The 21,520-nt window shown below is 59.3% G+C and carries 19 protein-coding genes; 8 read left to right on the top strand and 11 right to left on the bottom strand.

Annotation, left to right across the window (positions count from 1 at the left end):
- The first annotated feature begins 132 nt into the window (after window positions 1–132).
- Window positions 133–618: a glutathione peroxidase gene (locus tag KGA97_RS07885; protein ID WP_008030357.1), complete on the top strand. Its 486-nt coding sequence runs from the start codon at window positions 133–135 to the stop codon at window positions 616–618.
- Window positions 615–1,076, top strand: coding sequence for a MarR family winged helix-turn-helix transcriptional regulator (locus KGA97_RS07880; RefSeq protein ID WP_008030355.1), 462 nt, complete (start codon window positions 615–617; stop codon window positions 1,074–1,076). The genes KGA97_RS07885 and KGA97_RS07880 overlap by 4 nt, the downstream gene beginning before the upstream one ends.
- On the opposite strand, the gene KGA97_RS07875 is transcribed toward KGA97_RS07880, so the two are convergent.
- On the bottom strand, window positions 1,060–3,381 hold the full coding sequence (locus KGA97_RS07875; RefSeq protein ID WP_317848236.1) for a response regulator: 2,322 nt from the start codon (window positions 3,379–3,381) through the stop codon (window positions 1,060–1,062). The two genes, KGA97_RS07880 and KGA97_RS07875, sit on opposite strands and share 17 nt — an antisense overlap.
- Window positions 3,382–3,546: 165 nt before the next feature.
- Here KGA97_RS07875 and KGA97_RS07870 point away from each other — a divergent pair, with 165 nt between their 5' ends.
- Window positions 3,547–4,437, top strand: coding sequence for an ATP-binding protein (locus KGA97_RS07870; protein WP_008030353.1), 891 nt, complete (start codon window positions 3,547–3,549; stop codon window positions 4,435–4,437).
- Window positions 4,434–4,916 carry a GAF domain-containing protein gene (locus KGA97_RS07865; RefSeq protein ID WP_008030351.1) on the top strand — a complete coding sequence of 161 codons (483 nt, stop codon included), beginning with the start codon at window positions 4,434–4,436 and terminating at the stop codon, window positions 4,914–4,916. Before KGA97_RS07870 ends, KGA97_RS07865 begins: the two co-directional genes overlap by 4 nt.
- On the opposite strand, the gene KGA97_RS07860 is transcribed toward KGA97_RS07865, so the two are convergent.
- From KGA97_RS07860 to KGA97_RS07820, 9 genes are all read right to left on the bottom strand, one after another.
- Window positions 4,917–7,859, bottom strand: a complete 2,943-nt coding sequence (locus tag KGA97_RS07860) for an HD domain-containing phosphohydrolase (RefSeq protein WP_223480537.1) — start codon at window positions 7,857–7,859, stop codon at window positions 4,917–4,919.
- A 50-nt stretch (window positions 7,860–7,909) separates the two neighbouring features.
- Complete coding sequence (locus KGA97_RS07855; RefSeq protein WP_223480536.1) at window positions 7,910–11,209, bottom strand: transporter substrate-binding domain-containing protein; 3,300 nt, start codon at window positions 11,207–11,209, stop codon at window positions 7,910–7,912.
- An 8-nt stretch (window positions 11,210–11,217) separates the two neighbouring features.
- Window positions 11,218–11,844: a response regulator transcription factor gene (locus KGA97_RS07850; RefSeq protein ID WP_008030344.1), complete on the bottom strand. Its 627-nt coding sequence runs from the start codon at window positions 11,842–11,844 to the stop codon at window positions 11,218–11,220.
- Between the two features lie 250 nt (window positions 11,845–12,094).
- Window positions 12,095–12,487, bottom strand: coding sequence for a response regulator (locus tag KGA97_RS07845; protein ID WP_008044369.1), 393 nt, complete (start codon window positions 12,485–12,487; stop codon window positions 12,095–12,097).
- Between the two features lie 175 nt (window positions 12,488–12,662).
- The gene (locus KGA97_RS07840; RefSeq protein ID WP_008044371.1) at window positions 12,663–13,991 is read right to left on the bottom strand and encodes a deoxyguanosinetriphosphate triphosphohydrolase; all 1,329 of its coding nucleotides are present in this window, start codon (window positions 13,989–13,991) and stop codon (window positions 12,663–12,665) included.
- A 69-nt stretch (window positions 13,992–14,060) separates the two neighbouring features.
- On the bottom strand, window positions 14,061–15,224 hold the full coding sequence (locus KGA97_RS07835) for an EAL domain-containing protein (protein ID WP_223480535.1): 1,164 nt from the start codon (window positions 15,222–15,224) through the stop codon (window positions 14,061–14,063).
- 124 nt (window positions 15,225–15,348) lie between these two features.
- Window positions 15,349–15,690, bottom strand: a complete 342-nt coding sequence (locus tag KGA97_RS07830; RefSeq protein WP_008044376.1) for a hypothetical protein — start codon at window positions 15,688–15,690, stop codon at window positions 15,349–15,351.
- Window positions 15,687–16,076 (bottom strand): phage holin family protein, encoded by a 390-nt coding sequence (locus KGA97_RS07825; protein ID WP_223415847.1) that lies wholly within the window; start codon window positions 16,074–16,076, stop codon window positions 15,687–15,689. Before KGA97_RS07825 ends, KGA97_RS07830 begins: the two co-directional genes overlap by 4 nt.
- Before the next feature lie 2 nt (window positions 16,077–16,078).
- Entirely contained in the window at window positions 16,079–16,393 is a 315-nt protein-coding gene (locus KGA97_RS07820; protein ID WP_008030332.1) for a YqjD family protein, read from the bottom strand.
- A gap of 305 nt (window positions 16,394–16,698) precedes the next feature.
- On the opposite strand from KGA97_RS07820, the gene KGA97_RS07815 reads away from it, so the two are divergent.
- Entirely contained in the window at window positions 16,699–17,907 is a 1,209-nt protein-coding gene (locus KGA97_RS07815; RefSeq protein ID WP_192227862.1) for an ammonium transporter, read from the top strand.
- A gap of 1 nt (window position 17,908) precedes the next feature.
- Here the strand turns inward: KGA97_RS07815 and KGA97_RS07810 are convergent, their stop codons facing one another.
- A complete protein-coding gene (locus KGA97_RS07810) occupies window positions 17,909–19,621 on the bottom strand; it encodes a cation:proton antiporter (protein ID WP_192227861.1) in 1,713 nt (570 codons plus the stop codon).
- 210 nt (window positions 19,622–19,831) lie between these two features.
- Between KGA97_RS07810 and KGA97_RS07805 the strand changes: the two genes are divergently transcribed.
- The 3 genes from KGA97_RS07805 to KGA97_RS07795 all read left to right on the top strand — a co-directional run bounded on the left by KGA97_RS07805 (window position 19,832) and on the right by KGA97_RS07795 (window position 21,516).
- Complete coding sequence (locus KGA97_RS07805) at window positions 19,832–20,068, top strand: glutaredoxin family protein (protein WP_207285760.1); 237 nt, start codon at window positions 19,832–19,834, stop codon at window positions 20,066–20,068.
- Window positions 20,069–20,233: 165 nt separating this feature from the next.
- A complete protein-coding gene (locus KGA97_RS07800) occupies window positions 20,234–20,554 on the top strand; it encodes a hypothetical protein (protein ID WP_008030323.1) in 321 nt (106 codons plus the stop codon).
- 71 nt (window positions 20,555–20,625) lie between these two features.
- Window positions 20,626–21,516: a pseudouridine synthase gene (locus tag KGA97_RS07795; RefSeq protein ID WP_032832869.1), complete on the top strand. Its 891-nt coding sequence runs from the start codon at window positions 20,626–20,628 to the stop codon at window positions 21,514–21,516.
- The last annotated feature ends 4 nt before the right edge of the window (window positions 21,517–21,520 follow it).

The following is a 21,520-nucleotide window of genomic DNA, read 5'->3' as shown; positions in this document are numbered from 1 at the left end:
GTGTTGAATGTTAAGACGCCTTCGCGAGCAAGCTTCGCTCCTACAGATATCCGGCGGCCAATAATTTAAATTGCACACAATTCAATTGCTCGCTATGTTTGCCTCATCTTCTTTCATTCGAGAGTCCGAATCATGAGCGACAACCTGCTGAGCATCCCTTGCACCACCATCAAGGGTGAGAAAAAGACCCTGGCGGATTACGCCGGCAAAGCCGTGCTGGTGGTCAACACCGCGAGCAAATGTGGCTTCACGCCGCAATACAAAGGGCTGGAAGAACTGTGGCAGACCTACAAGGATCAAGGGCTGGTGGTGCTCGGTTTCCCGTGCAACCAGTTCGGCAAGCAGGAGCCGGGCAATGAAGGCGCGATTTCCGAGTTCTGTGAACTGAACTTCGGTGTCAGTTTTCCGCTGTTCAAAAAGATCGACGTTAACGGTGCCGACGCCCACCCGCTGTTCGTGCAACTGAAAAAACGCGCACCGGGTGTTCTGGGTTCTCAGGGCATCAAGTGGAACTTCACCAAATTCCTGATCGGCAAGGACGGCCAACTGGTCAAGCGCTTCGCTCCCGCGACCAAGCCGCAAGACCTCAGCCGCGAGATCGAAGCCCTGCTCAAATGAATACCTTGTCCGTCGATTCCCTGAAGCTCGACAGCCAACTCTGCTTCAAGCTGTACGCCGCTTCCCGGGCGGTGATCCGCGCTTACAAGCCGATGCTCGATCAACTCGGCCTGACGTACCCGCAATACCTGGCGATGCTGGTTTTGTGGGAATGGCAGGAGGCGGCGCCGGAGCAGCCGACGGTCAAGGCGTTGGGCGAGCGCCTGGCGCTGGATTCCGGCACGTTGACGCCGTTGCTCAAGCGACTTGAACAACTGCAACTGGTGCAGCGTCAGCGTTCAGCGCGGGATGAGCGTGAAGTGCACCTGAGCCTGTCGCCCACGGGCAAGGCGCTGCGTGATCAGGTCGGGCCGCTCAAAGCCCGACTGTTGTGTGACAGCGGTGTCGATCTGGATCGCTTGAATGATCTGCGCGAGGGGCTTGACCACTTGTTGGGACAAATCAAAGCACTGTCGTAGCGGGCATCCACAGGTCCAGCAGGGCGGCCAGTTCTTCCCGGCGGAAAGGTTTGGCCAGGTAATCGCTCATGCCCGCCGCACGGCAGCGTTCGCGTTCCTCGGACATGGCGTTGGCGGTCAGGGCGACGATGGGCAATTGCGGCCAGCGACCGCTGCGACGGATTTGCCGACTGGCTTCGTAGCCGTCCATCACCGGCATGTTGCAGTCCATCAGCACCAGATCGAATTCGCTTTGCTCCAGCTGATCCAGAGCCTCGCCACCGTGAGCGGCGACAATCACCTCGCAGCCGAGTTTTCCGAGCATGCCCTTGGCCACCAATTGATTGACCGGATTATCCTCCACCAGCAGCACCCGTCCGCGCCGCTGGGGAGTGAGCGCCTCCAGTCGCGCATCGTTGATGGTGTTGATTTCCGGCTGCAACACTCGCCGCAGTGTCTGGTACAGCGCATTGCGCGCCAAAGGACGGGCCTGTTGTTGTAACGGCGCCAGGGCGCTGGCCTGTTCGCTGGGCATGAAACTGCCGTAAGCGGTCACCAACAGAATCGGTGCGGTACAGGTGGGGCGCAGGCGAAACAGGCATTCCGGGCAATCGGTGATGACCACGTCGGACTTCAGACCAATCATCGCGTCATCGATCGAACGCTGCTGATAGTCGAGCCCCCAACCCGGCAACAGACTCTTCAACAGCTCCGCCAGGCCGCTGCTGGCGGTGGTGATCGCGATCACGTTGCCGTGCAGCGTTGCCGGGGCGAAGGCGCGGGTGTGGCTCGGCAGCGGCAGGTCGGCGCAGAACTGGCTGCCGAAACCGGCTTCCGAGCTGATGGTGAGGCGCCCCTGCATGGCTTCGCAGAGGTTGTAAGTCAGTGCCAGCCCCAGCCCGGTGCCGCCAAACTGTCGGGTAATGCCGGCGCCGGCCTGGGTGAATGGCTGGAAAATCTTGACCTGGGCGTCCTGGGCGATGCCGATGCCAGTGTCGCAGACTTCGATTCTGACGCCGTCTTCGTACGTTGACAGGCGAACATCGACCCGACCGAAACGGGTGAATTTGAGGGCGTTGGACAACAGGTTGCTGACGATCTGCCGGACCCGGGTCGGGTCACCGAGCACCAGCGCCGGGAATGTCGGTTCGATCAGGCACGTCAGTTCGACGCTTGGCGCCGCGTTTTGCGACAGCAGGTTGGCGGTGTCCTCGATCAGCGAACCGAGGTCGAACGGAATGTGTTCGAGTTCGAGCTGACCGGCGTCGAATTTCGACAGGTCGAGAATATCGTTGAGCAACTCCACCAGCACTTTGCCCGAGTCGTGGGCGATGGACAGTTGTTGCTGTTGCTCGGCATTGAGCGGGCCGTCGAGGGACAGCGCGATCATCCCCAGCAAGCCATTGAGGGGTGTGCGGATCTCGTGGCTCATGTTGGCGAGAAATACCGAGCGTGCCTCGGCCATGTCCAGGGCGGTGCTGCGCGCGACTTCCAGTTCCTGGTTGGACTGGCTGAGCCGGCTGTTGATCGCCTTGAGTTCGGCGGTGCGCGCCGACACGATGTTTTCCAGTTGCCCGAGGTAATCGGTCAAACGGTTTTCAGCGTTGCGCCGCTGCTGGATTTCAGTGGCAATGTTCTCGAATTGCTGGTTGGCAACCTTGACCAGCACGCCGATCTCATCGTTTTTATGCCCGCTCGGGTACTCCAGCCAGGTCGGTTCGACACTGCGCGGATCGCGGCTGCTGAGTTCGCGGATAACCCGCACCAGCGGTTTGGTCAGCATCACATAGAACAGCGCCAGCAGGATGCCGGTCAGGATCAGGCTGCGGGCAAAGCCGTTGAGCAGGGTCACTTCGGCCCGACGCAGGAAGCGGTTGCCGAAAGAATAGGTGTCGACTTCCAGGCGCAAGGTGCCGAGGGATTCGTTGGGCAAGTGATCCAGATACAGCCGGTCTTCGAACGCCCGGTTGGCACCGAACAGAAAGTCGCTGATCACCCGATAGCTGCTCTGCGATGGCGGGCGCTTGACGCTGGCCAGCACCGAGCCGTTGTTGTCGGTGAGTTGCGCAGCGATGATCGCCGGTGAACGCAGCAGGCCCAGGGTCAGTTCCTGGGCGAGTTCGGCGTCGATGTTGTAGGCAATGCGCGAAGCGGGGTTATGGCTGATTTCCAGCAAAGACACTATTTCACGGTTGATGGAGGCGTCTTCACTGGCATAATCGATGCCTATTTGCAGCAGGCTGAGCAGCGTACCCAGAATGAAACCGACCAGCACGGTAAGCCGGGCTTGCTTGTAGGACAGCCGGTTGGTGAACTTGATATCCATGGGGTGTCGAACCACTTCCGTTTCCCTTCGCTGCTCAAGCATAGTCGATCATGCATGGATACCGATGTTCTCGCGAGCCCTTGTGCACGGGATGAACACGTCTGTGAATGCTGTATTTCGTCGCTGTAGCGCCATCATTACTGTGAACGTGCCCGAGGAGAAGACGTGGATTCCCGATTGAATGCTTTTCTTGAACGCGCCGATGCCGTTCTGGCCCGTATCGAACCGCTCTTGCCCGCACCTCGGCAAGCCATCGACTGGACGCATTGCCTGGCCGCACGCTGGCAGCGGGAAGGGCGCAGCGGTTTTCTGCTGCCGCTGCAGGTCAGCCTCGATACGCGGCTGTCCGACCTGATCGGTGTTGACCGCCAAGTAGAGCAACTGGGCCGAAACACTCAACAATTCCTCGACGGCATGCCAGCCAACCACGCGTTGCTCTGGGGCTCGCGTGGCACCGGTAAATCGTCGCTGGTGCGCGCGCTGTTGGCCGAACACGCCAAGACCGGTCTGCGACTGATCGAGATCGAACGCGATCACTTGGCCGACTTGCCGCGTGTGGTCGAGCAAATCGCCAAACTGCCCCAACGTTTCGTGCTGTTCTGCGATGACCTGTCGTTCGAGGCGGGCGAGGGCGACTATCGCGTGCTCAAGAGCGTGCTCGACGGTTCTCTCGAACAGGCGCCGGACAACGTTTTGCTGTACGCCACTTCCAACCGTCGCCACCTGGTGCCGGAAAAGGAAAGCGATAACGAAAACTGGAAAAGGGTCGACGGCGAATTGCACCCCAGCGAGGCTGTGGAAGACAAGATCGCGCTGTCGGACCGTTTCGGCCTGTGGTTGTCGTTCTATCCGTTCACGCAGGAACACTTCCTTAATGTGGTCGAGCACTGGATCGGTCAGCTAGCCGACAAGGCCGGCCTGAAGTGGCAGCGTGACGAAGAACTGGACATCCTCGCGGTGCGCTGGGCCACCGGCCGAGGCAATCGCAACGGACGTTGCGCCTATCAATTTGCCCGCTATTGGGTCGGGCTCAAGCTGTTGGAGCACAAGGCATGATCGATTTACAACAAAGCGGCCAAGGCCTCGAAGGCTACGGCATGCTGCACGCGCAGCTGGAATCCTTGCTGGCGGACGAGCGTGATTTCATCGCCAACGCCGCACAGTTTTCCGCGTTCCTGTACAACCAGCTCGACGACTTGAACTGGGCCGGTTTCTACCTCAATCGCAATGAAGAGCTGGTGCTGGGTCCGTTCCAGGGGCAGATCGCCTGCGTGCGCATCCCGTTCGGTCGTGGCGTGTGCGGGACAGCGGCGGCGACGTTGCAGACTCAGTTGGTCGAAGACGTGCACGCCTTTCCCGGGCACATCGCCTGCGACAGCGCGTCGAACAGCGAACTGGTCGTGCCGCTGGTCAAGGACGGTCGCCTGATCGGCGTGCTGGATCTCGACAGCCCGAAACTGGCGCGCTTCACCGAACATGATCAAGCCGGGATTGAAAAGCTGGCGGCCATCTTCCTGCGCCTGACCGACTGCTGATCACGCCCTCAAGCCTGCCTTGGCCAGCAGGCCTGGCGGGTCTACGGCATCGATCTGTTGCGGATCGAGATATCGCTCGGCGTATTGCCGGTAGATTTCGGCGTTGATGAACAGCCTGAACAGTTCCGGGTCGATGTGGGCGTCACGGCACATGGTGGCCATGATGCCCAGTGCTTCGCTCAACGGCTTGGCTTTCTTGTAGGGACGATCGGCGGCGGTCAGCGCTTCGAAAATATCGGCAATCGCCATCATCCGCGCCGGCAGGCTCATTTCCTCGCGCTTCAACTGTTTTGGATAACCGGTGCCGTCCATTTTTTCGTGGTGGCCGCCGGCAATTTCCGCGACGTTGTTGAGGTGGCCGGGGAAGGGCAGGTGGCTGAGCATCAGGATCGTCTGCACCATGTGGTGATTGATGATGTAACGCTCCTCGCGCGTCAACGTGCCTCGGGCGATGCTCAGGTTGTAGAGTTCGCCCCGGTTGTACTTGTAGCGGGGCACATCGAGTTTGAAACCCCAGGGATTGTCTTCCGGCATCAGCTCGCCTTCGGCGCGTTCGAACAGGTGCTCCGGTTTGTCCGCCAGCAGCGGCTCGCTGACCGGCAGGGTTGGCGCCGATGTTCGCGCCTGACGCCGGTTCTCTTCCCAGGAAACGCCCAGCCGGTCATCAAGGGTTCGGGTCCAGGTGCGCTGGGCCAGGTTGCGCAGGCGTTGCAAATCGGACTCGGCCATCGCCTCGCCGCCCAGATTGCAGCGGGCAACAAACGCGAAATCATCGTCCAGCGCCGCCAGAGTGGCATCGCGCAGTTCCGCCAGGTGCTGCTCGTCACCGCCCAGGGCAACGGCTTGCCAGTAGCTGATCCAGGCATCGCGCTTGAGCACTTCGAAGCGGGTGCGGATTTCGTGGATACGGTCGTTCAGGGTTTCCAGCTTGGTGGCTTTATCGACCACGTACTCCGGCGTAGTGACCTTGCCGCAGTCATGTAGCCAGGCGGCGATGTGCAGCGCTTCCCACTCGTCCTCGGTCGGTTGATAACTGCTGAAGGCCGGGTCCTGACTCGCCGCGGCAGCCTGGGCGAGCATCAACGTCAGCGCCGGCACTCGCTGACAATGGCCGCCGGTGTAAGGGCTTTTCGCGTCGATGGCACCGGCCAGCAGTTGAATGAACGCGTCCAGCAGCTGTTTTTGTTTGGCTTGCAGGCGCTGACTTTCGATACTCACGGCGGCCGCGCCGGACACAGCCTGAAGGAACGCGATACGGTCCGGACGAAGCTTTTCCAGATCACTTTGATCGCCGCTGTCCGCCAGCAACAGGACCAGCAGGCCCACGGTTTCGTTATGGCGATTGTGCAGGCGGATACCGATCAGATGCACCCGCGGGCATTCCATCGTCAGCAACACTTTCTGCAAATCCCCCACCTGTTCGAAACCGAGGCTGGTGACCACGTTGTCGGCATGCGACAGCTGCTGTAGCCAGGCAGGGCTCTGTGGGTCCTGGAGTTCATGGCTGCGAATGTCGAACGCGGGCAATGCCTGTGAAATGTCGTTGATGACCAGGCCATGAGGTGTCATGCGATCGCCGTCATTTTCCCGCAGATAGATCAGGCCCGCCTGGGCCTGTCCGATTTTCACGGTTTCGAACAACACCCTTTCCAGCAAGGGGGCAAACCGGGTCTCGGCGCTCAGGCTGTCGGTGATCCGGAAAAAACTCGCCAGGGTGTCTTTCATGCGCGCCATCGACACGCTCAGTTGGTCGACTTCGAGTACCGGAGAGCGACGGGAGGCCGGAAATTTGAAATTGAAACTGCGAATCGCATCGGCTTCCTGCACCAGAGCACGCAGGGGGGTGACCAGAATTCTGGAGGTCAACCAGCCCAAGGGCAGGCACAAAAGCAACGTGGCCAGCGTAATCAGCGCGCCCTGCCAACGCATGCGGTAAGCATCGGCGAGCAATTCGTCTTCCGGTACCAGCAGCGCCAGTTGCAGCCCCTGCGGACCACCTTCCTGCATGCTGCTGCGGGCAACGATCCACTGCCGGCCGGCGGCCCTCAGCCGATTGCCTGTTGGCGGGTTGTTCAGCAATGCGCCGAGGCCGGGACTCAGGTCGGCAGCCTTGCTCAAGCGTGCGGTCTGATCGTCGACGATCAGTTTGTTGCTGTCGGGGTATGCGATGGCATTGCCCTGGGCATCGAACAGCACGATTTCGGTATTGGGGGTTACAACGTGCTTGGCCAGCGTCGCGGACAGTTCCGCCAGGGTCAGGTCGGCGCCCATGATGGCGTGCTCGCCGCTGCGCCGGGCGAGGGTGGTGCCGACATTGCGGGTGGAGAAAAAGAGGTAGGGCTCGGTGGTGATCTGATCGCTGTCGCCGCGAGCGCTGGAGTACCAGGCGCGGGTGCGCGGATCGTAGGTGTCGTCGGGGTTGTCGTGACGGCTGAGGAGGTTCAGGTCCTGATCGAAAAACAATGACTGGGAATGCACCGGGCCGCGGTTCTGCTCGATGCTCCAGACTTGATAAACCGCCTTGTCCGGGGCCTTGAGCAGCGCTTTCAGGGCGGCGGTTCGCAAGGGGCGAACCATGAAGAAATCACCGTTGTCGTAGCCCAGATACAGCGAGGCCAGGTCAGGATTGTCCTTGAGCGACTGGCTGAAGGGTTTGAGCAATGCCAGGCGCTGTTCCAGGTCAGGCGCCTGCGCCGCCGGGTTGAACACCAACAGGCTCAACAGATGGCGAATGGGCCCATAGGTGGCGTGCAGGTCCAGGCGGACATCCTGCTCGATGCGCTCGAAGAGCTTCTCACTGCTGGACAGAATGATTTGCGTGGTTTGCCCATAGTTGAAAATGCCCAGCACCACGCCAGTCAGCAGCAACAGGAAGGTGAACATCACGCTGATATGGACGTGCAGGGGAAACCGTCGTTGATCCGGGCGCAGTGGGCTGGTCATTGCGGGGTCTCTCCATGATGTTTAACACACTGCTCAGCGACCAAGCATAGTTAAGGCTCCGTCATTCTGCTTTTGTCGTTTTGTCCAATTTGTTGCTGCAATGCCTGCTCCAGTTCAAGCATGGCGCGCTCCATGGCTTTGCAGCATTGCGCCACTTCTTCGTGATGGAAGACGCCATGGCAGACCTGCTCAAGCGCCTCGCAGCTGCCCATCAAACGGGTGGCCTGGACAATGCGCGCGGCGCCCTTGATTTTGTGGGCGACGTCGAGAAAAGCCCGCGGGTCTTTTGATCGGGATAATGCCCGAAGCGCTTGCAGGTCCTGGCGGTTACTGCTCTGCAGCTCGGTCAACAATCGCCTGTCCATCACGGGATTGCCACCGGTCAACAGGTGCAGCCCTTGCAGGCTGAAGGCGGGATCGCGAACGGGCGGTTTGATACCGGCCACCCATTCGCTTAACGCGCTCAGCGTCAGTGGCTTGAACAGGCAATCGTCCATCCCGGCTTGTTTGCAGCGCAGTAGCTCTTCGGGCTGTGCGTTGGCGGTGAAGCCGAGCACGGTGCAGGGCGGTCGTTTCGAATGCTGTTCATGGCGGCGAATGGCGCGGGTCAGCTCGTATCCGTTCATGATCGGCATGTTGGAATCGACAATCACCAGATCGAACAGCCCGTTTTTCCACGCTTCCAGTCCAGCTTCGCCGTCTTCTGCGACGCTGAATCGATGCCCCAGAAACTCCAGTTGCTGACACATCAGCAAGCGATTGGCCGGGTGATCGTCGACCACCAGAACGTTCAAGGGCGTCGTCGTGTGGATGGGCACTTCGGCAGCTTTCGGCACCTGTTCGACGGGCACTGTGGCCAGGTGCAGCGAAACCTGAACCTGCGTACCTACCCCCGGCTGGCTGCTCAAATGCAGGCTGCCGCCCATCATTTCGCACAGGCTTCGGCTGATCACCAGACCCAACCCGGCGCCGCCTCTGCCGGCCTGCCCTTGGTCATTGGCCTGGGCGAAAGGTTCGAACAGGCGTTGCTGATCCTGTTCGCTGATGCCGATGCCGCTGTCCTCAACCAGCAACAGCATCCGGATGTGCCCGGGCTCGGTGCCCGGGAGCAACTCAACGGTGATTCTGACCTCGCCTTGCTCGGTGAATTTAATGGCGTTGCTGACCAGATTCGACAGCACCTGCTTGAAACGCATTGGGTCCAGCAGGACACCGACGGGCGGGTTGGCCGGGTTGAACTCAAGTCGCAGATCGAGGTTTTTCTGGCGGGCCAGCCCATCGAAGATCCTTGCAACCGAGCCGATGATTTCAAGCGGATTGACGTGTTGCGGGCTCAGGCTCAAGCGCCCGGATTCGATGCGGGCGATGTCGAGAATGTCCCCGATCAGTGCCAGCAGGTCCTTCGCCGAGTTGTACGCCACGTCGATGGCCGGGCGATCCGGATGGTTGCGATCGATCCGCCTCAGCGTCAGTTCGAGCATGCCGATGACGGCATTCATCGGGGTGCGGATCTCATGGCTCATGGTCGCCAGGAACGTGCTTTTGGCCCGGTTGGCTTCATCGGCGCGATCTTTCGCGCAGCGCAGCTCGTCGAACAGTTGCCGCCGTTCACGCAATTGATCGTTCAACGCACGCTCAGCCGCCTGGCGTTGTTTTATCTGGCGACGCATGTAAGCGTTCCACGCCGCGGAAATCAGCAGCAGCACGCCGGCACCGATAACGATCTGATAGAACAATCGCTGGTAGTTGCGCCAGGTACTTTGCGATGAAGCCGAATAGCCACGCCAGCGGCTGTTGATGATGCCGAGCTCTTCCGGCGCGATGCTCAGCAGCGCCTTGTTGAGGATGGCGTTGAGTTCTTTGGCGTCTTGCCCGGTCGCCAGCGAGAACGCGGCCTGGCGGGTGCCGATGGTGGTGCTGATCTGAAGCGTGTGTTCAAAGAGACGCGATGACATGAAGTAGTTGGCGATCACCAGTGAGTTCACCGCACCTTCGGCTTTGCCTTCGGCGAGCAACTCAACCGCGCTGAACGTGTCTGGCGTCTCTATCAGCTTGATTCGCGGGAACTCCCGACGCAGGTAATCCACCAGTGGATTGCCTTGGGCGATGGTCAGGCGCTTGCCTTGCAGTTGCTCAAGGTTGGTCGGGCTGTCGGCGGCTTTGCGCGTCAGCAACACAAAGGAGTTTTGCAGATAGGGACGGGTGAAGTTCAGGATCGTTTCACGTTCATCGCTGGGGAGCAGGGCAGCAATCACGTCGGCCTGATGGTCTTTGATCTGTTTGATCATCTCGTCATCGCTTCGGCTGCGTCGGATGTCGAAGCGCAGGCCGGTACGCAATCTGATCAGTTCGAGCAGGTCTGCGGTAACGCCGCGAAAGTTGCCATCGCTGTCGAAAAACGTCAGCGGCGCATAGGCCTCATTGACCACCACGCGCACCACCGGATGTTGTGCGAGCCAGCGTTCTTCGAGGTGGGTGAGCTGCAGTTTCTGGTCGGTGAGCAGGATGTCGCTGCCGGCACTCCAGCGTTCGGCAATGTTTTCCCGCTCACTGGCGGGGATGGCCATGAGCATCGCGTTGATGATTGCGAGCAGTTCCGGGTTGTCTTTGTGCACGGCAAAACTGAATCCGTGGGCCTCGTGTTTGCCGAAGTTGGCCATGCGGATATTGTTCAGGTAACCCTTGTTGATCATGTAGTGGGTCGAGATGGTGTCGCCGAGGAAGACGTCAGCCTGGTCGAAAGCCACGGCATTGATTGCATTCTGATAGGACGGGTAAGACGTGATAACGGCTTTGGGATACAGGGCCCGGACTTCCTCCAGCGGCAAATAGTGATACACCATGCTCAACCGCAGACCGGCGAGGCCGTCGGTCAGGGATCGGGTTTCTCCTTCCCGTGTCACCAGAACCGGCTGGTCCACGGCGTAGGGGGTTGAAAGCACGATATCGGCGTTATGAGCCTCGAATCCATTGGCGGTGCCGAGCAGATCGACCTCGCCTTTTTCGAGCGCCTTGATCGCAGCCCCTCGGGACGCGAAGCGCTGCACCTTGATCGGCAAACCGATGGCCTTGCCGAGGAGGCCCGCATAATCGGCGGTGAAACCTTCGTAATCCTGGCCGCTGACGGTCAGGTCGAAAGGTGGGTAGTCCGGCGCTGACGTGCCGAGAATCAGCTGCCGTTTACTGGTGATCCATTGTTGTTGTGCTTGATCCAGTTGGACGTCCAGGTGTCCGGCCGTTGAGCGACTGAGCAGGTTGTAGTGCTCGCTGGCAGGCTGTGCGGCAAGCACCGAAGAGGTCAGGCATACGGCGGCCATGAGTAGCAGATAATCCTTTATGCGACTGGGCATCCTGTGTCTCACACCAATGCGTTACGTTTTGCCATCTCGATGAGTTCAACCAGGGATTTGGCTCTGAGTTTTTGCATGAGTCTTTTTTTGTAGGTGCTCACAGTCTTGTTGCTGAGAAACATGCCTTTGGCAATTTCCTTGTTGGTGCGGCCCTGGGCAAAAAGTTGCAACACCATCAGCTCTCGGTCGTTGACTGACTTGAACAGTTCCAGTTCTGCACAGCGCACCTCATCGCCGCGAACAGGATTCAGGGCCTGGCTCGGGAAGTAGTTGTAACCGGACAATACTGCTTTGATAGCACTCACCAGTTCACTCAGGTCTTCCTGTTTGCATACATAACCTGAAGCACCGGACTGCATGCAGCGAATACCGAAAAGTGTCGGGCATTGTGCAGTTAATACCAGTGTTTTCAGGGGGGTACTCATCGCGTTGAAGCGGGCGAGAACTTCGAGGCCATCCAGTTTCGGAATGCTGATATCGAGAATGACCAGATCGGGCATGCATTCGCGAACCATCTGCATGGCATCGACCCCATTGTCGGTTTCGCCGACGACTTTGTAGCCTTCGTGCTCCAGCAACATTCGGACGGCGAGACGGATGACGGGGTGATCGTCGACAATAAAAACGGAGTTCATAATCAAATCCCATACGAGCTCTAATAAAGCGCGCACCTTAGCTCAGATAGTTGAGGGGACGCATGAACTGACAGACCTCAAGCAGCAATATAGGAATAATCCTACAAGCGAATAGGAAAGGGGCTACGAATCAACTAGGTTTTTAATGAAGATGGCTGGGAGTTGCGTGTGGTCAGTCAGTCTGTTGGGAGTTTTTATTTGTTGTTTTCAAGTTGTGTATCGAAAAGCAGTTATCGCACTTGTGCTGTTTTTATAATGAGGCCAAGGTCAATAAGTTTCTGAATTCGGATTGTTTCAAGGGTTTGATCAAATAACCAAGTAAGGGTAGCCCCCGCTCGTTGGCTGTTTTCTCAATTTCATCAAGTTCTGTACAACTCAGGCTGCTTAACAGTATGGCCTGCCTGATCATTCCTCGATGACTGGCGAACTGGACAAGATCAAGTCCGGGAAGGTCGGGCAAACATTGATCGCACAATAGAATATCGAACGGTTGCACAGCCCTGAACATTTGCTGCAACGCGCCTTTGGCACTGTCGGTGGTGGTCACTTGAGTGAAGCCGTAACTTTCAAGCAGGTACTGAGTTGCCCTGAGTTGAAAGGGATGATCTTCCACCAGCAGGATGCGCAGGTCGTCTTTGAACATGGAGTTACTCACGCTTCGTCTCTGGGACGCGTGATTATTTCGCGAGTATTCCGAGTAATCGATCAGCTTGCTCGACGTGAGGTGTAGGGCGATTCAGCGAGCGTTGAGTGCACTTGGGCGTTGGGAGGCTGATCAGCCATTTCAGGCGGCGTAATGGCTGATCAACCTGCTCTCGTCAGTGGCTCGAACGACCGGTCATCTCCAGGGCCATTTCGCTGGCATAGCTGTCGGTCATGCCGGCGATGAAGTCAATCATACGCAGGAACGACGTGTGCAATGGACCGTGAGGGTCTGGCGCGTTGTTACCCAGCAAATCGAGGATGCGACGGCTCTTGAACGAAGGCGCCCGCCCGTTGTGCTGTTCCAGGGCTGCGCCGCAGAAGGCGTTGAGCAGGATTTCCAGCGTGGTATAGGCACCGATTTCGTGCAGCGTCTTGCGCTTGTCCTGAAAGATTTTCTTGCGCGCCATGTCCTTGGCATTCAGTACGCAACGTTTGGCCGGACCGTGCATGTGCTCCACCAGATCACCGGGCAGTGTACCGGCCAGCAATGCATCCTGTTGCTCGACAAAAGCGCGGGCGGCGGCGTTGGTCAGGTGTTCGATGGCTTTGCCGCGCAGGATCGCCAGTTTGCGTCGGCGCGAGTCACTCGGGCCGAGCAGGCGATAGGTTTCCGGCAGATCGTCGCCGACCAGGTCCAGCAACAGGGACTCGACTTCAGCGTACTCCAGCAACTCCATTTCCAGACCGTCTTCCAGATCGATCAGCGCGTAGCAGATGTCATCGGCGGCCTCCATCAGATAGACCAGCGGATGGCGGGCCCAGCGCTGCTCTTCGAGTTGCGGCAGGCCGAGTTTATGGGCGATCTGCTCCAGCAGCGGCAACTCACTCTGATAGCAGCCGAATTTGTGCTTCTTGTAACCCAGCGAATCGGCGTGCATGGCCGTCCATGGGTATTTCAGGTAAGTGCCCAGCGTGGCGTAGGTCAGCCGGGTACCGCCATCGAACTGATGGTACTCAAGTTGGGTGAGCACCCGGAAACCTTGGGCGTTGCCTTCGAAGTTGAGGAAGTCATTGCGTTCGGCTTCGCTCATTGCATCCAGCCAGCCGCGGCCGGCAGCCTGTTGGAACCAGTGACGGATCGCGTCTTCGCCGGAGTGGCCGAAGGGCGGATTGCCGATGTCGTGGGCCAGGCAAGCGGATTGCACCACCATGCCCAGGTCACTGGGTTCGCACCAGTCGGGCAGGGCGCTGCGGATGGTTTCACCGACACGCATGCCCAGCGAGCGGCCGACGCAACTGACCTCCAGCGAGTGGGTCAGGCGCGTGTGGATGTGATCGTTGCTGGTGACCGGATGCACCTGGGTCTTGCGTCCGAGGCGGCGAAACGCTCCCGAGAAAATGATGCGGTCGTGGTCTTTGTGGAACGGGCTGCGGCCGAGTTCTTCCGGGCTGTGCAGCGGCTTTCCGAGGCGTTCGCGGGTAAGCAGGGTTTGCCAATCCAAGGCTGATTCTCTCCGTCAGGTGACTGATGCCTTAAGCTTCCCGGTTCGCGTCAGGACCTGCAAGCGGAACTACAGCCCCGCAGCGTCGATGTCGATGAGCAGCAGTCGCTCGCCGTTGGCGAAAAATTGCCCGGCGGTGAGGCAGTACTGGTTGCTGGTGGCGTCGCGGTAAGTGTTGGAAAGCGTCAGTCGGCGCTCATCCCAACCCTCCGCCAGCAAATGATAAAAGTACGGACGCCATGACCAGTTATGGCCCAGGTAGCGATCGTCGGCTTCCCAGCCGCTGTTGCGCCATTCGAGGTTGGGTGTCAGTTGGGTGCCGTGGCGGTCGCATTGATAGAAACGCAAGAGCCAGGGAAAGGCGTCCAATTGTGGCAATGCGCTGAGCGGTGCGCTGGTCTGGGCCCAGGCTTGCAGAATCGCCATCAGCTCGCAAAGTTGCTGGCGCATGATCATCAGGCGACCGCGCTCAGCCAGTTTCTGCTGTACATAGCGCTGACGCAGCTGGGCGAAGCGCTCGACGAAGGCGTCGGTGGCGAAGAAGTCTGCTTGCGCGCGGGCAAACAGAAAACCCTGCACATAACGCGATCCGCACTCCAGGGCAAAATTCAGTTGAGCGTCGGTTTCCACCCCTTCGGCAATGATCCAGCACCCGGTTTTCTCCGCCATTTGCGCCAGGGCCTTGACCACGTCGCTGCTGGGGCCGCCCAACGCCGCGGCCTGGAACAGCCGCATGTCGAGCTTGAGAATGTCCGGTTGCAGGGCCAGCACGCGATCAAGCTGTGAGTAACCGGCACCGAAATCATCGATGGCGATTCGCGCGCCGGCGTGTCGGTATCGCGCCACCACGTCGGCCAGACGCTGGATGTCACCGCCCAGTTCAGTGATCTCGAACACGATTCGCTGCGGGTCGACGCCGTGCCGGTTCAATTGCTTGAGGCTCGGCAGTGCCTGGTCCGCGCGCAAGCGACTGATCCAGCGCGGTGACATGTTCAGGCTGAGAAACCACTCCGGGGGCGCTTCATGCAAACGGCTCAGGGCGTTATCGCGGATCTGGCGGTCCAGGCGACGCAGGGCGATGGCGGGTGTTCTCGGGTCGGCGAACAGTGGACCCACCGAGGCCAATTGACCGTCGGCCTGACGCAGTCGGCCCAGTGCTTCGACGCCGGCGATACGGCCGGTGGCGGTATCGATGAACGGCTGAAAGCAGGCGAGCGGTTGCCCGTCGATCACGAGGCCTCCTTAGTAAGGTCTTGTTTTTGGATTAAACCTGATGCCGGGTAGGCGCGCAGGTTTGAACCCCTCGATAAAGAGGTTCATCCCGGAGATGTTGCAAGAATGCAGCCAGCTAGTGGCTTCAGTGTTTGGGCGAGTTGCCTTGCAGGATCAGCTTGATCAGCGGCCCCAGCGTGGTGCCTAGCCGAACCAGTCGAGTCAGGCTGCTGACGCCACCGCTCTTGGCGCCCTTGCCGGTCAAAAAGCCCAGCAGGGTCACGGCCGCTACGCCCCAGAGCGGGGCGTGCTTGATGCCGAAGCCGTCTTGCAGGTTTTGTGTCATCCCGCGCACACGTTGCAAGGGTTGCAGCAGTTGCGCGGATTCGTGACGGATTTCCTGGCGATGCATCTCCATGCGCAGACGGATCAGCGCCTTGCGCATTTCCGTGCGCGAGCTGTTGTGAGGCAGTTCAGGCAGGCTCATGGCAGCAGGCGCTCCCGATCGTTGGCCAGTTCTTCCAGGGTGCCATTGAAGGGCGAGGACTCATCGAAAATCGCTGCTCTCAAGCGCATCGCGCAGAAGATGGCCGCGAGGGTGTAGAACACGCAGAGCCCGATGATGGCGGGCAGGCGATAGGTGTCCCAAAACAGGATCAACACCAGCGTCGACAACCCCACCAGCAACAGCAAGGCAAACACCAGCGCCAGGCCTGCGAACAGCAGCAGGCTGACGGTGCGGGCTTTTTGTTCCTGCAATTCGATGCCGAACAGTTCGACATGGCTGTGCAGCAGTCCAAGGAAAGCGGCACCCAAGCGCCGCGATGAGGAGCTTGGGCCCGTCTCGGACGAGCCGGATTCACCGATCGCCATAATCAGCGCCGTGTTGCCAGCAGACCGATCAGGAAACCCACGCCGGCCGCGATCCCGACCGATTGCCATGGGTTGGCCTGAACATAGTCTTCAGTGGCGGTGACGGCGGCCTTGCCGCGTTCGCGCAGGGAGTCTTCAGTCAGTTTCAAGGTTTCGCGTGCCCGCAGCAGGCTGTCGTGGATCTGTTCGCGCAACTCATCCGCCTGATCACCGGCCAATGTGGCGGTGTGTTCCAGCAACCGCTCGGTGTCGCTGACCAGGGTCTGGAAGTCGTTCATCAGGATTTCTTGAGCAGTCTTTGCCTTGATGCTGGCCATTGGTGATCTCCGTAAGTGGCTTCTGTTGCGTTCGAGTATGAGCCTTGCGCGAAGGTTCAGTACAAATGACTGGTACAACTTTTGCTATGTCGTGGTGCGTCAGCCTGCGTGTTTGCGCTGTTGCTGGGCAAGAATCGAGCAAAACCTTATCTCAAATAATGAAACCTCGCGCAAAGGTTCCAACCTTGTGCGCCAAAGTGACTCATCGGGATCAATGGACTGATCCGGCGAAGTTGCAACTTGGTGCATGAATTGTCTGCGCGAACTGCTTTGGTGCTTTTTTAGCCTTCAGGTCTGCCAACTCCATGGAAAATCTGCAAAGCGCTGTGGACAGTCTGGTCCATAGCTCCAACACGTTGTTCATTCTGATCGGTGCAGTCATGGTCTTGGCCATGCACGCCGGTTTTGCCTTTCTCGAAGTCGGCACGGTTCGACAGAAGAATCAGGTTAACGCCTTGTCGAAGATCCTCAGCGACTTCGCCATTTCGACCCTTGCCTACTTCTTTATAGGCTATTGGATTTCCTACGGGGTCACCTTCATGCAACCGGCGGCGGTGATCAATGCCGATCATGGCTATGGCCTGGTGAAGTTTTTCTTTCTGCTGACGTTCGCCGCAGCCATACCGGCAATCATTTCCGGCGGCATCGCCGAGCGCGCCCGGTTCGTTCCGCAGTTGTGTGCGACGGCGTTGATCGTGGCGTTCATCTATCCCTTTTTCGAGGGCATGATCTGGAATGGCAACTTTGGCTTGCAGGCCTGGTTGCTGGCGCGCTTTGGTGCCAGCTTCCATGATTTCGCCGGTTCGGTGGTAGTCCATGCCATGGGCGGCTGGCTGGCGCTGGCAGCGGTGTTGTTGCTCGGGCCGAGGCAAGGTCGCTATCGCGAGGGACGCCTGGTGGCGTTCGCACCGTCGAGCATTCCCTTCCTGGCCCTGGGCTCGTGGATTCTCATTGTGGGCTGGTTCGGTTTTAACGTGATGAGTGCGCAAACCCTGCAGGGTGTCAGCGGGTTGGTCGCGGTGAACTCGCTGATGGCCATGGTGGGCGGCACCGTGGCAGCGCTGATCGTCGGGCGCAATGACCCGGGCTTTCTGCATAACGGCCCGCTGGCCGGACTGGTGGCGATCTGCGCCGGTTCCGATCTGATGCACCCGGTCGGCGCGCTCGTGACCGGCGCCATCGCCGGGGCGCTGTTTGTCTGGTGCTTTACCGCTGCGCAAGGCAAATGGCACATCGATGACGTATTGGGTGTCTGGCCGTTGCACGGTCTGTGCGGTGTCTGGGGCGGGATCGCCTGTGGCATTTTCGGTCAGAGTGCACTGGGTGGCCTGGGTGGGGTGAGCCTGGTCAGTCAGTTGATCGGAACCTCCCTCGGGGTGGTCGTGGCGCTGGCCGGCGGCTTTACCGTGTATGGCGTGATCAAGGCGTTCCATGGCCTGCGCCTGAGTCAGGAAGAAGAGTATTACGGCGCGGACCTGTCGGTGCACAAGATAGGCGCCGTGAGCCAGGACTGAGTCAGGTTTCTTCATCGTCGGCACCGGGATAAAAACCGTGCAGCAGGCGATAGCGGTCATGCCGTATCTGGTCGGCCCGCTCTTGAACCTGATGCGCGGGTATACCCAGCATGATCAACGCGTGGGAGGCGAGCATCAGGCTCGACTCCAGCAATTCGGGCACGACTTCGCTGGCGCCGGCTGCTTTCAACTCGGCCAGTTGGCTGTCGTCCCGAGTGCGTACCAGGATTGGAACGGTCGAGTTTAATCGGCGCGCCTCCTGGAGAATCAGTAACGCGATATCGGCCTGGTCCACGGCAATCACCAGCAGCCTGGCGCGCGCCAGTCCTACCGCCAGCAGCAGTTCACCGCGTCGTGAGTCGCCATAGTGCACACAGGTTTCACCTACGGCGGCTTCCTGGACACGCACCGGATCGGTGTCCAGCGCGATATAGGGCTGCAGCGCATTGCGCAGCGCTCGCCCGATCGACTGACCGACGCGACCATAGCCACAGATCACCACATGGCTGTGCAGTCCGGCGTTCAGCGCGCTTATTTCGTCGAGCTTGGCTTCTTCGTTGGGCTTGCGGTGCAGACGCGTTGCGATGCGGGGCGCCGAACGCAGCAACAGTGGCGTCAGCAGCATCGAGCAGAAAGTCGCGGCCAGCAGCAGTCCGCCGAGGTCGGCGGGCATCATTTTGTTTTGTTGCATCAGGGCCATCAGCGCAAAACAGAACTCGCCGCCCTGGGCCAAAGCCAGGCCGCTGCGCCAGGCGGTTTCGACATCGCTGCCGCGCCATTTGACCAGCAGCGCGACCACGCAGCCTTTGATCAGCAGCAAACCGAGGGTCAGACCGAGGATCAGCAGGCCGTGGCTGGCAAACAACTGCAGGTCGATCAACATGCCGATGCTGACGAAAAACACCCCGAGCAGAATGTCGCGGAACGGACGGATATCGGCCTCGATTTGATGGCGGTAATGACTTTCCCCCAGCAGCATGCCGGCGAGAAACGCCCCCAGGGCAGGGGAGAGACCGAGCAGGTGAGTCAGCCAGGCGGTCAGCAGCACAATGACCAGCGCCAGCAGCACAAACAGCTCGGCGGAGCGGGCCGCCGCCACTTCATGGAACAGCCGCGGCAGCAACCAGCGACTGGTCAGCAATAGCCCGACGAACAGCACAACGGTCTTGCCGAGCGTCACAGGTAACGCCCAGTACCAGGCCTGATCGCTGTTCCCGGCGAACACCGGCACCAGGGTCAGCAGCAACACCGCCACGACGTCCTGGAACAGCAACACCGCAATGGCGTTCTGGCCGTGGCTGCTGAAAATCTCGCCGAGACTGCCCAGCTCCTTGCTGACAATGGCGGTGGACGACAGCGACAGACCTGCACCGAGCAGCAGCGCAGGGGTTACCGACATGCCGAGCAACATCAGCACCCCCCCAAGCAATGTCGCGGTGACCAGTACTTGCAGGCCGCCCAGCCGAAACACCACGTGGCGCAACGCGAGCATTTTCGTCAGGGAAAACTCCAGTCCGAGGGAGAACAGCAGGAACACCACGCCCAGCTCGGCGAGGTCGGGCAACTCCTCGCTTTCATTGACCCAGTTGAACGCGGTCGGTCCGATCATCAACCCCACGCACAGATAGCCCAGCACCGGTGGCAGGCGCAGGCGCTGGAACAGTGCAATAACCACCAGAGAGGAGGCGAGGATGATCAACAGGTTGGCGAACACAAAAAACTCCGGTCAAGGTGCGAGTTACTCAAGCGTAGAGGCAAAAAAAGCCGCGAGCATCGCGCAAGTGACATTGCGCTTGAGTGATTTGAGTCAGGGAGTTGCCGAAAACTTTGGAAATGCGTCGTTGCCAAGGCGCCTGAGTCATTGGCTCGACTGCTTCTTATAGCGGGCCTAGAATAAACGCTCACTTTACCGGGTTGTGTGCTCATGCCTCCTGAATGTCAGCTTTTCGGCACCCTTGGGTGCCATCTCTGCGAAGTGGCCGAAGCCATAGTGATGGAATTTGTCGAGCACGGTCTGCTGGTCGAGCTGGTGGATATCGCTGACGATGAATCATGGTTCGAAGCCTACAGCCTGCGCATTCCGGTGTTACGGCGAGTCGATACCGGCGCTGAGCTGGGTTGGCCATTCAGTGCCGACCAGGTCGTGGCGTTCCTGCGCTGACCTCGATATTTTTCTCGATTCCCATCTGTCGCTGTTCTCGTTTCGGTCATTGGCGAAATGCAGGTTATTCGGTTACTGTATGTGCATACAGTTATTCCGATCACCTGTCGTGTTCTCTTTATTGCGGATTCAGGCAGGCGATCCCGGAAGTCAGAGGGATGAATCTTGGTCAATGTCGAACAGTTGAAGAACAGCGTGAACCGGATGTCGGTGGACGTAGTGCGTGAGGCCGTCCACGAGTTGCGTCTGGATGGCCTGGTCACGGAAGGAAAAACGCCGTTCAACAAGCTGCATTTCAATACCTGTTTCGCTGAAATCGAAGCATTGTTCCAGCGCGCGGGTTATCACCGGCAGCTGGACGTCGTGGGCTATCAGGGCTTGTTGTACGCACTTTACGATCCGGGTCGCTGGGAGGCGGTCGATGTGTTGCGCTGGCTCAAGGAGTTCACTGAAGCGGCGGCGCGCACGCAGTCGATTCCGGCCTGAGGATTCTCTGCTAGGTTCGGTCCGGCCTCTGTTGGATAATGCCGCCCTGCATTGAGGGTCAGAACTTCCGTATGTCCACTTCATCTTTTTCTGCTGCGCACAGCCAGGCCAGTACGCTCTACTTGCCGCCAGGCCCGTGGCAGACCGTACTTGAATGCCTTTGCGAGCACTTCAGTGCCATCGGTCGCGAGCAATGGCTGGACCGAATCGCCCGTGGTCGGGTCCTCGATGGGCACGGTACGCCAATCGCCCTTGATCTTCCTTACAAGGAAGGCCTGCGGATTCACTACTTTCGGGAAGTGCCGGACGAAAAGCCGATCCCTGTGGTCGAGTCGATTCTGTACGCGGACGAGCACCTGGTGGTGGCTGACAAGCCGCATTTCCTGCCTGTGACGCCAGCGGGTGAATATGTCGAGCAGACGCTGCTACGACGGTTGATCCGTCGGCTGGATAACCCGCACCTGGTGCCGTTGCATCGCATTGATCGGCATACGGCGGGGCTGGTGCTGTTTTCAGCCAATCCTCAGAGCCGTTCCGCGTATCAGTCGTTGTTTCCAACGCGGCAGATCGAAAAGCGCTACGAGGCTATTGCCAGGGCATTGCCGGAACTGACCTTTCCCTTGGTCCACAAGAGTCGGCTCGTTGATGGCGAGCCTTTCTTTCGTATGCAAGAGGGGCCGGGCGCCAGCAATACCGAGACGGCCGTCGAGGTCAGGGAGAAGAACGGCGATCTCTGGCGATATGCGCTTTACCCGGTGACAGGCAAGAAGCATCAGTTGCGGGTGCACATGACGGCTTTGGGGGCCAGCATCTGCAATGACCCGTTCTATCCGCAAGTGCTCAAGGATGTCGAAGACGACTATGCCAATCCGTTGAAGTTGCTCGCACAAGGGCTTCGGTTTGTGGACCCGGTCACGGGTGAGGAAAGAGACTTCGAAAGCGCTATCACCCTGCAATGGTGATGGC

Origin of the sequence: Pseudomonas sp. BF-B-15 (assembly GCF_019946675.1) — a bacterium.
Taxonomy (GTDB): Bacteria; Pseudomonadota; Gammaproteobacteria; order Pseudomonadales; family Pseudomonadaceae; genus Aquipseudomonas; species Aquipseudomonas migulae.
Note: the sequence above shows the minus strand (reverse complement) of the source record. Positions and strands in the feature narration are given on the sequence as shown.

Coding starts and splice junctions, on each gene's coding strand:
- KGA97_RS07885 (WP_008030357.1), top strand. CDS start 133: ATGAGCGACAACCTGCTGAGCATCCCTTGCACCACCATCAAGGGTGAG.
- KGA97_RS07795 (WP_032832869.1), top strand. CDS start 20,626: ATGTCCACTTCATCTTTTTCTGCTGCGCACAGCCAGGCCAGTACGCTC.
- KGA97_RS07865 (WP_008030351.1), top strand. CDS start 4,434: ATGATCGATTTACAACAAAGCGGCCAAGGCCTCGAAGGCTACGGCATG.
- KGA97_RS07825 (WP_223415847.1), bottom strand. CDS start 16,076: ATGGCGATCGGTGAATCCGGCTCGTCCGAGACGGGCCCAAGCTCCTCA.
- KGA97_RS07860 (WP_223480537.1), bottom strand. CDS start 7,859: ATGACCAGCCCACTGCGCCCGGATCAACGACGGTTTCCCCTGCACGTC.
- KGA97_RS07880 (WP_008030355.1), top strand. CDS start 615: ATGAATACCTTGTCCGTCGATTCCCTGAAGCTCGACAGCCAACTCTGC.
- KGA97_RS07855 (WP_223480536.1), bottom strand. CDS start 11,209: ATGCCCAGTCGCATAAAGGATTATCTGCTACTCATGGCCGCCGTATGC.
- KGA97_RS07845 (WP_008044369.1), bottom strand. CDS start 12,487: ATGTTCAAAGACGACCTGCGCATCCTGCTGGTGGAAGATCATCCCTTT.
- KGA97_RS07820 (WP_008030332.1), bottom strand. CDS start 16,393: ATGGCCAGCATCAAGGCAAAGACTGCTCAAGAAATCCTGATGAACGAC.
- KGA97_RS07805 (WP_207285760.1), top strand. CDS start 19,832: ATGCCTCCTGAATGTCAGCTTTTCGGCACCCTTGGGTGCCATCTCTGC.
- KGA97_RS07850 (WP_008030344.1), bottom strand. CDS start 11,844: ATGAACTCCGTTTTTATTGTCGACGATCACCCCGTCATCCGTCTCGCC.
- KGA97_RS07830 (WP_008044376.1), bottom strand. CDS start 15,690: ATGAGCCTGCCTGAACTGCCTCACAACAGCTCGCGCACGGAAATGCGC.
- KGA97_RS07875 (WP_317848236.1), bottom strand. CDS start 3,381: ATGGATATCAAGTTCACCAACCGGCTGTCCTACAAGCAAGCCCGGCTT.
- KGA97_RS07815 (WP_192227862.1), top strand. CDS start 16,699: ATGGAAAATCTGCAAAGCGCTGTGGACAGTCTGGTCCATAGCTCCAAC.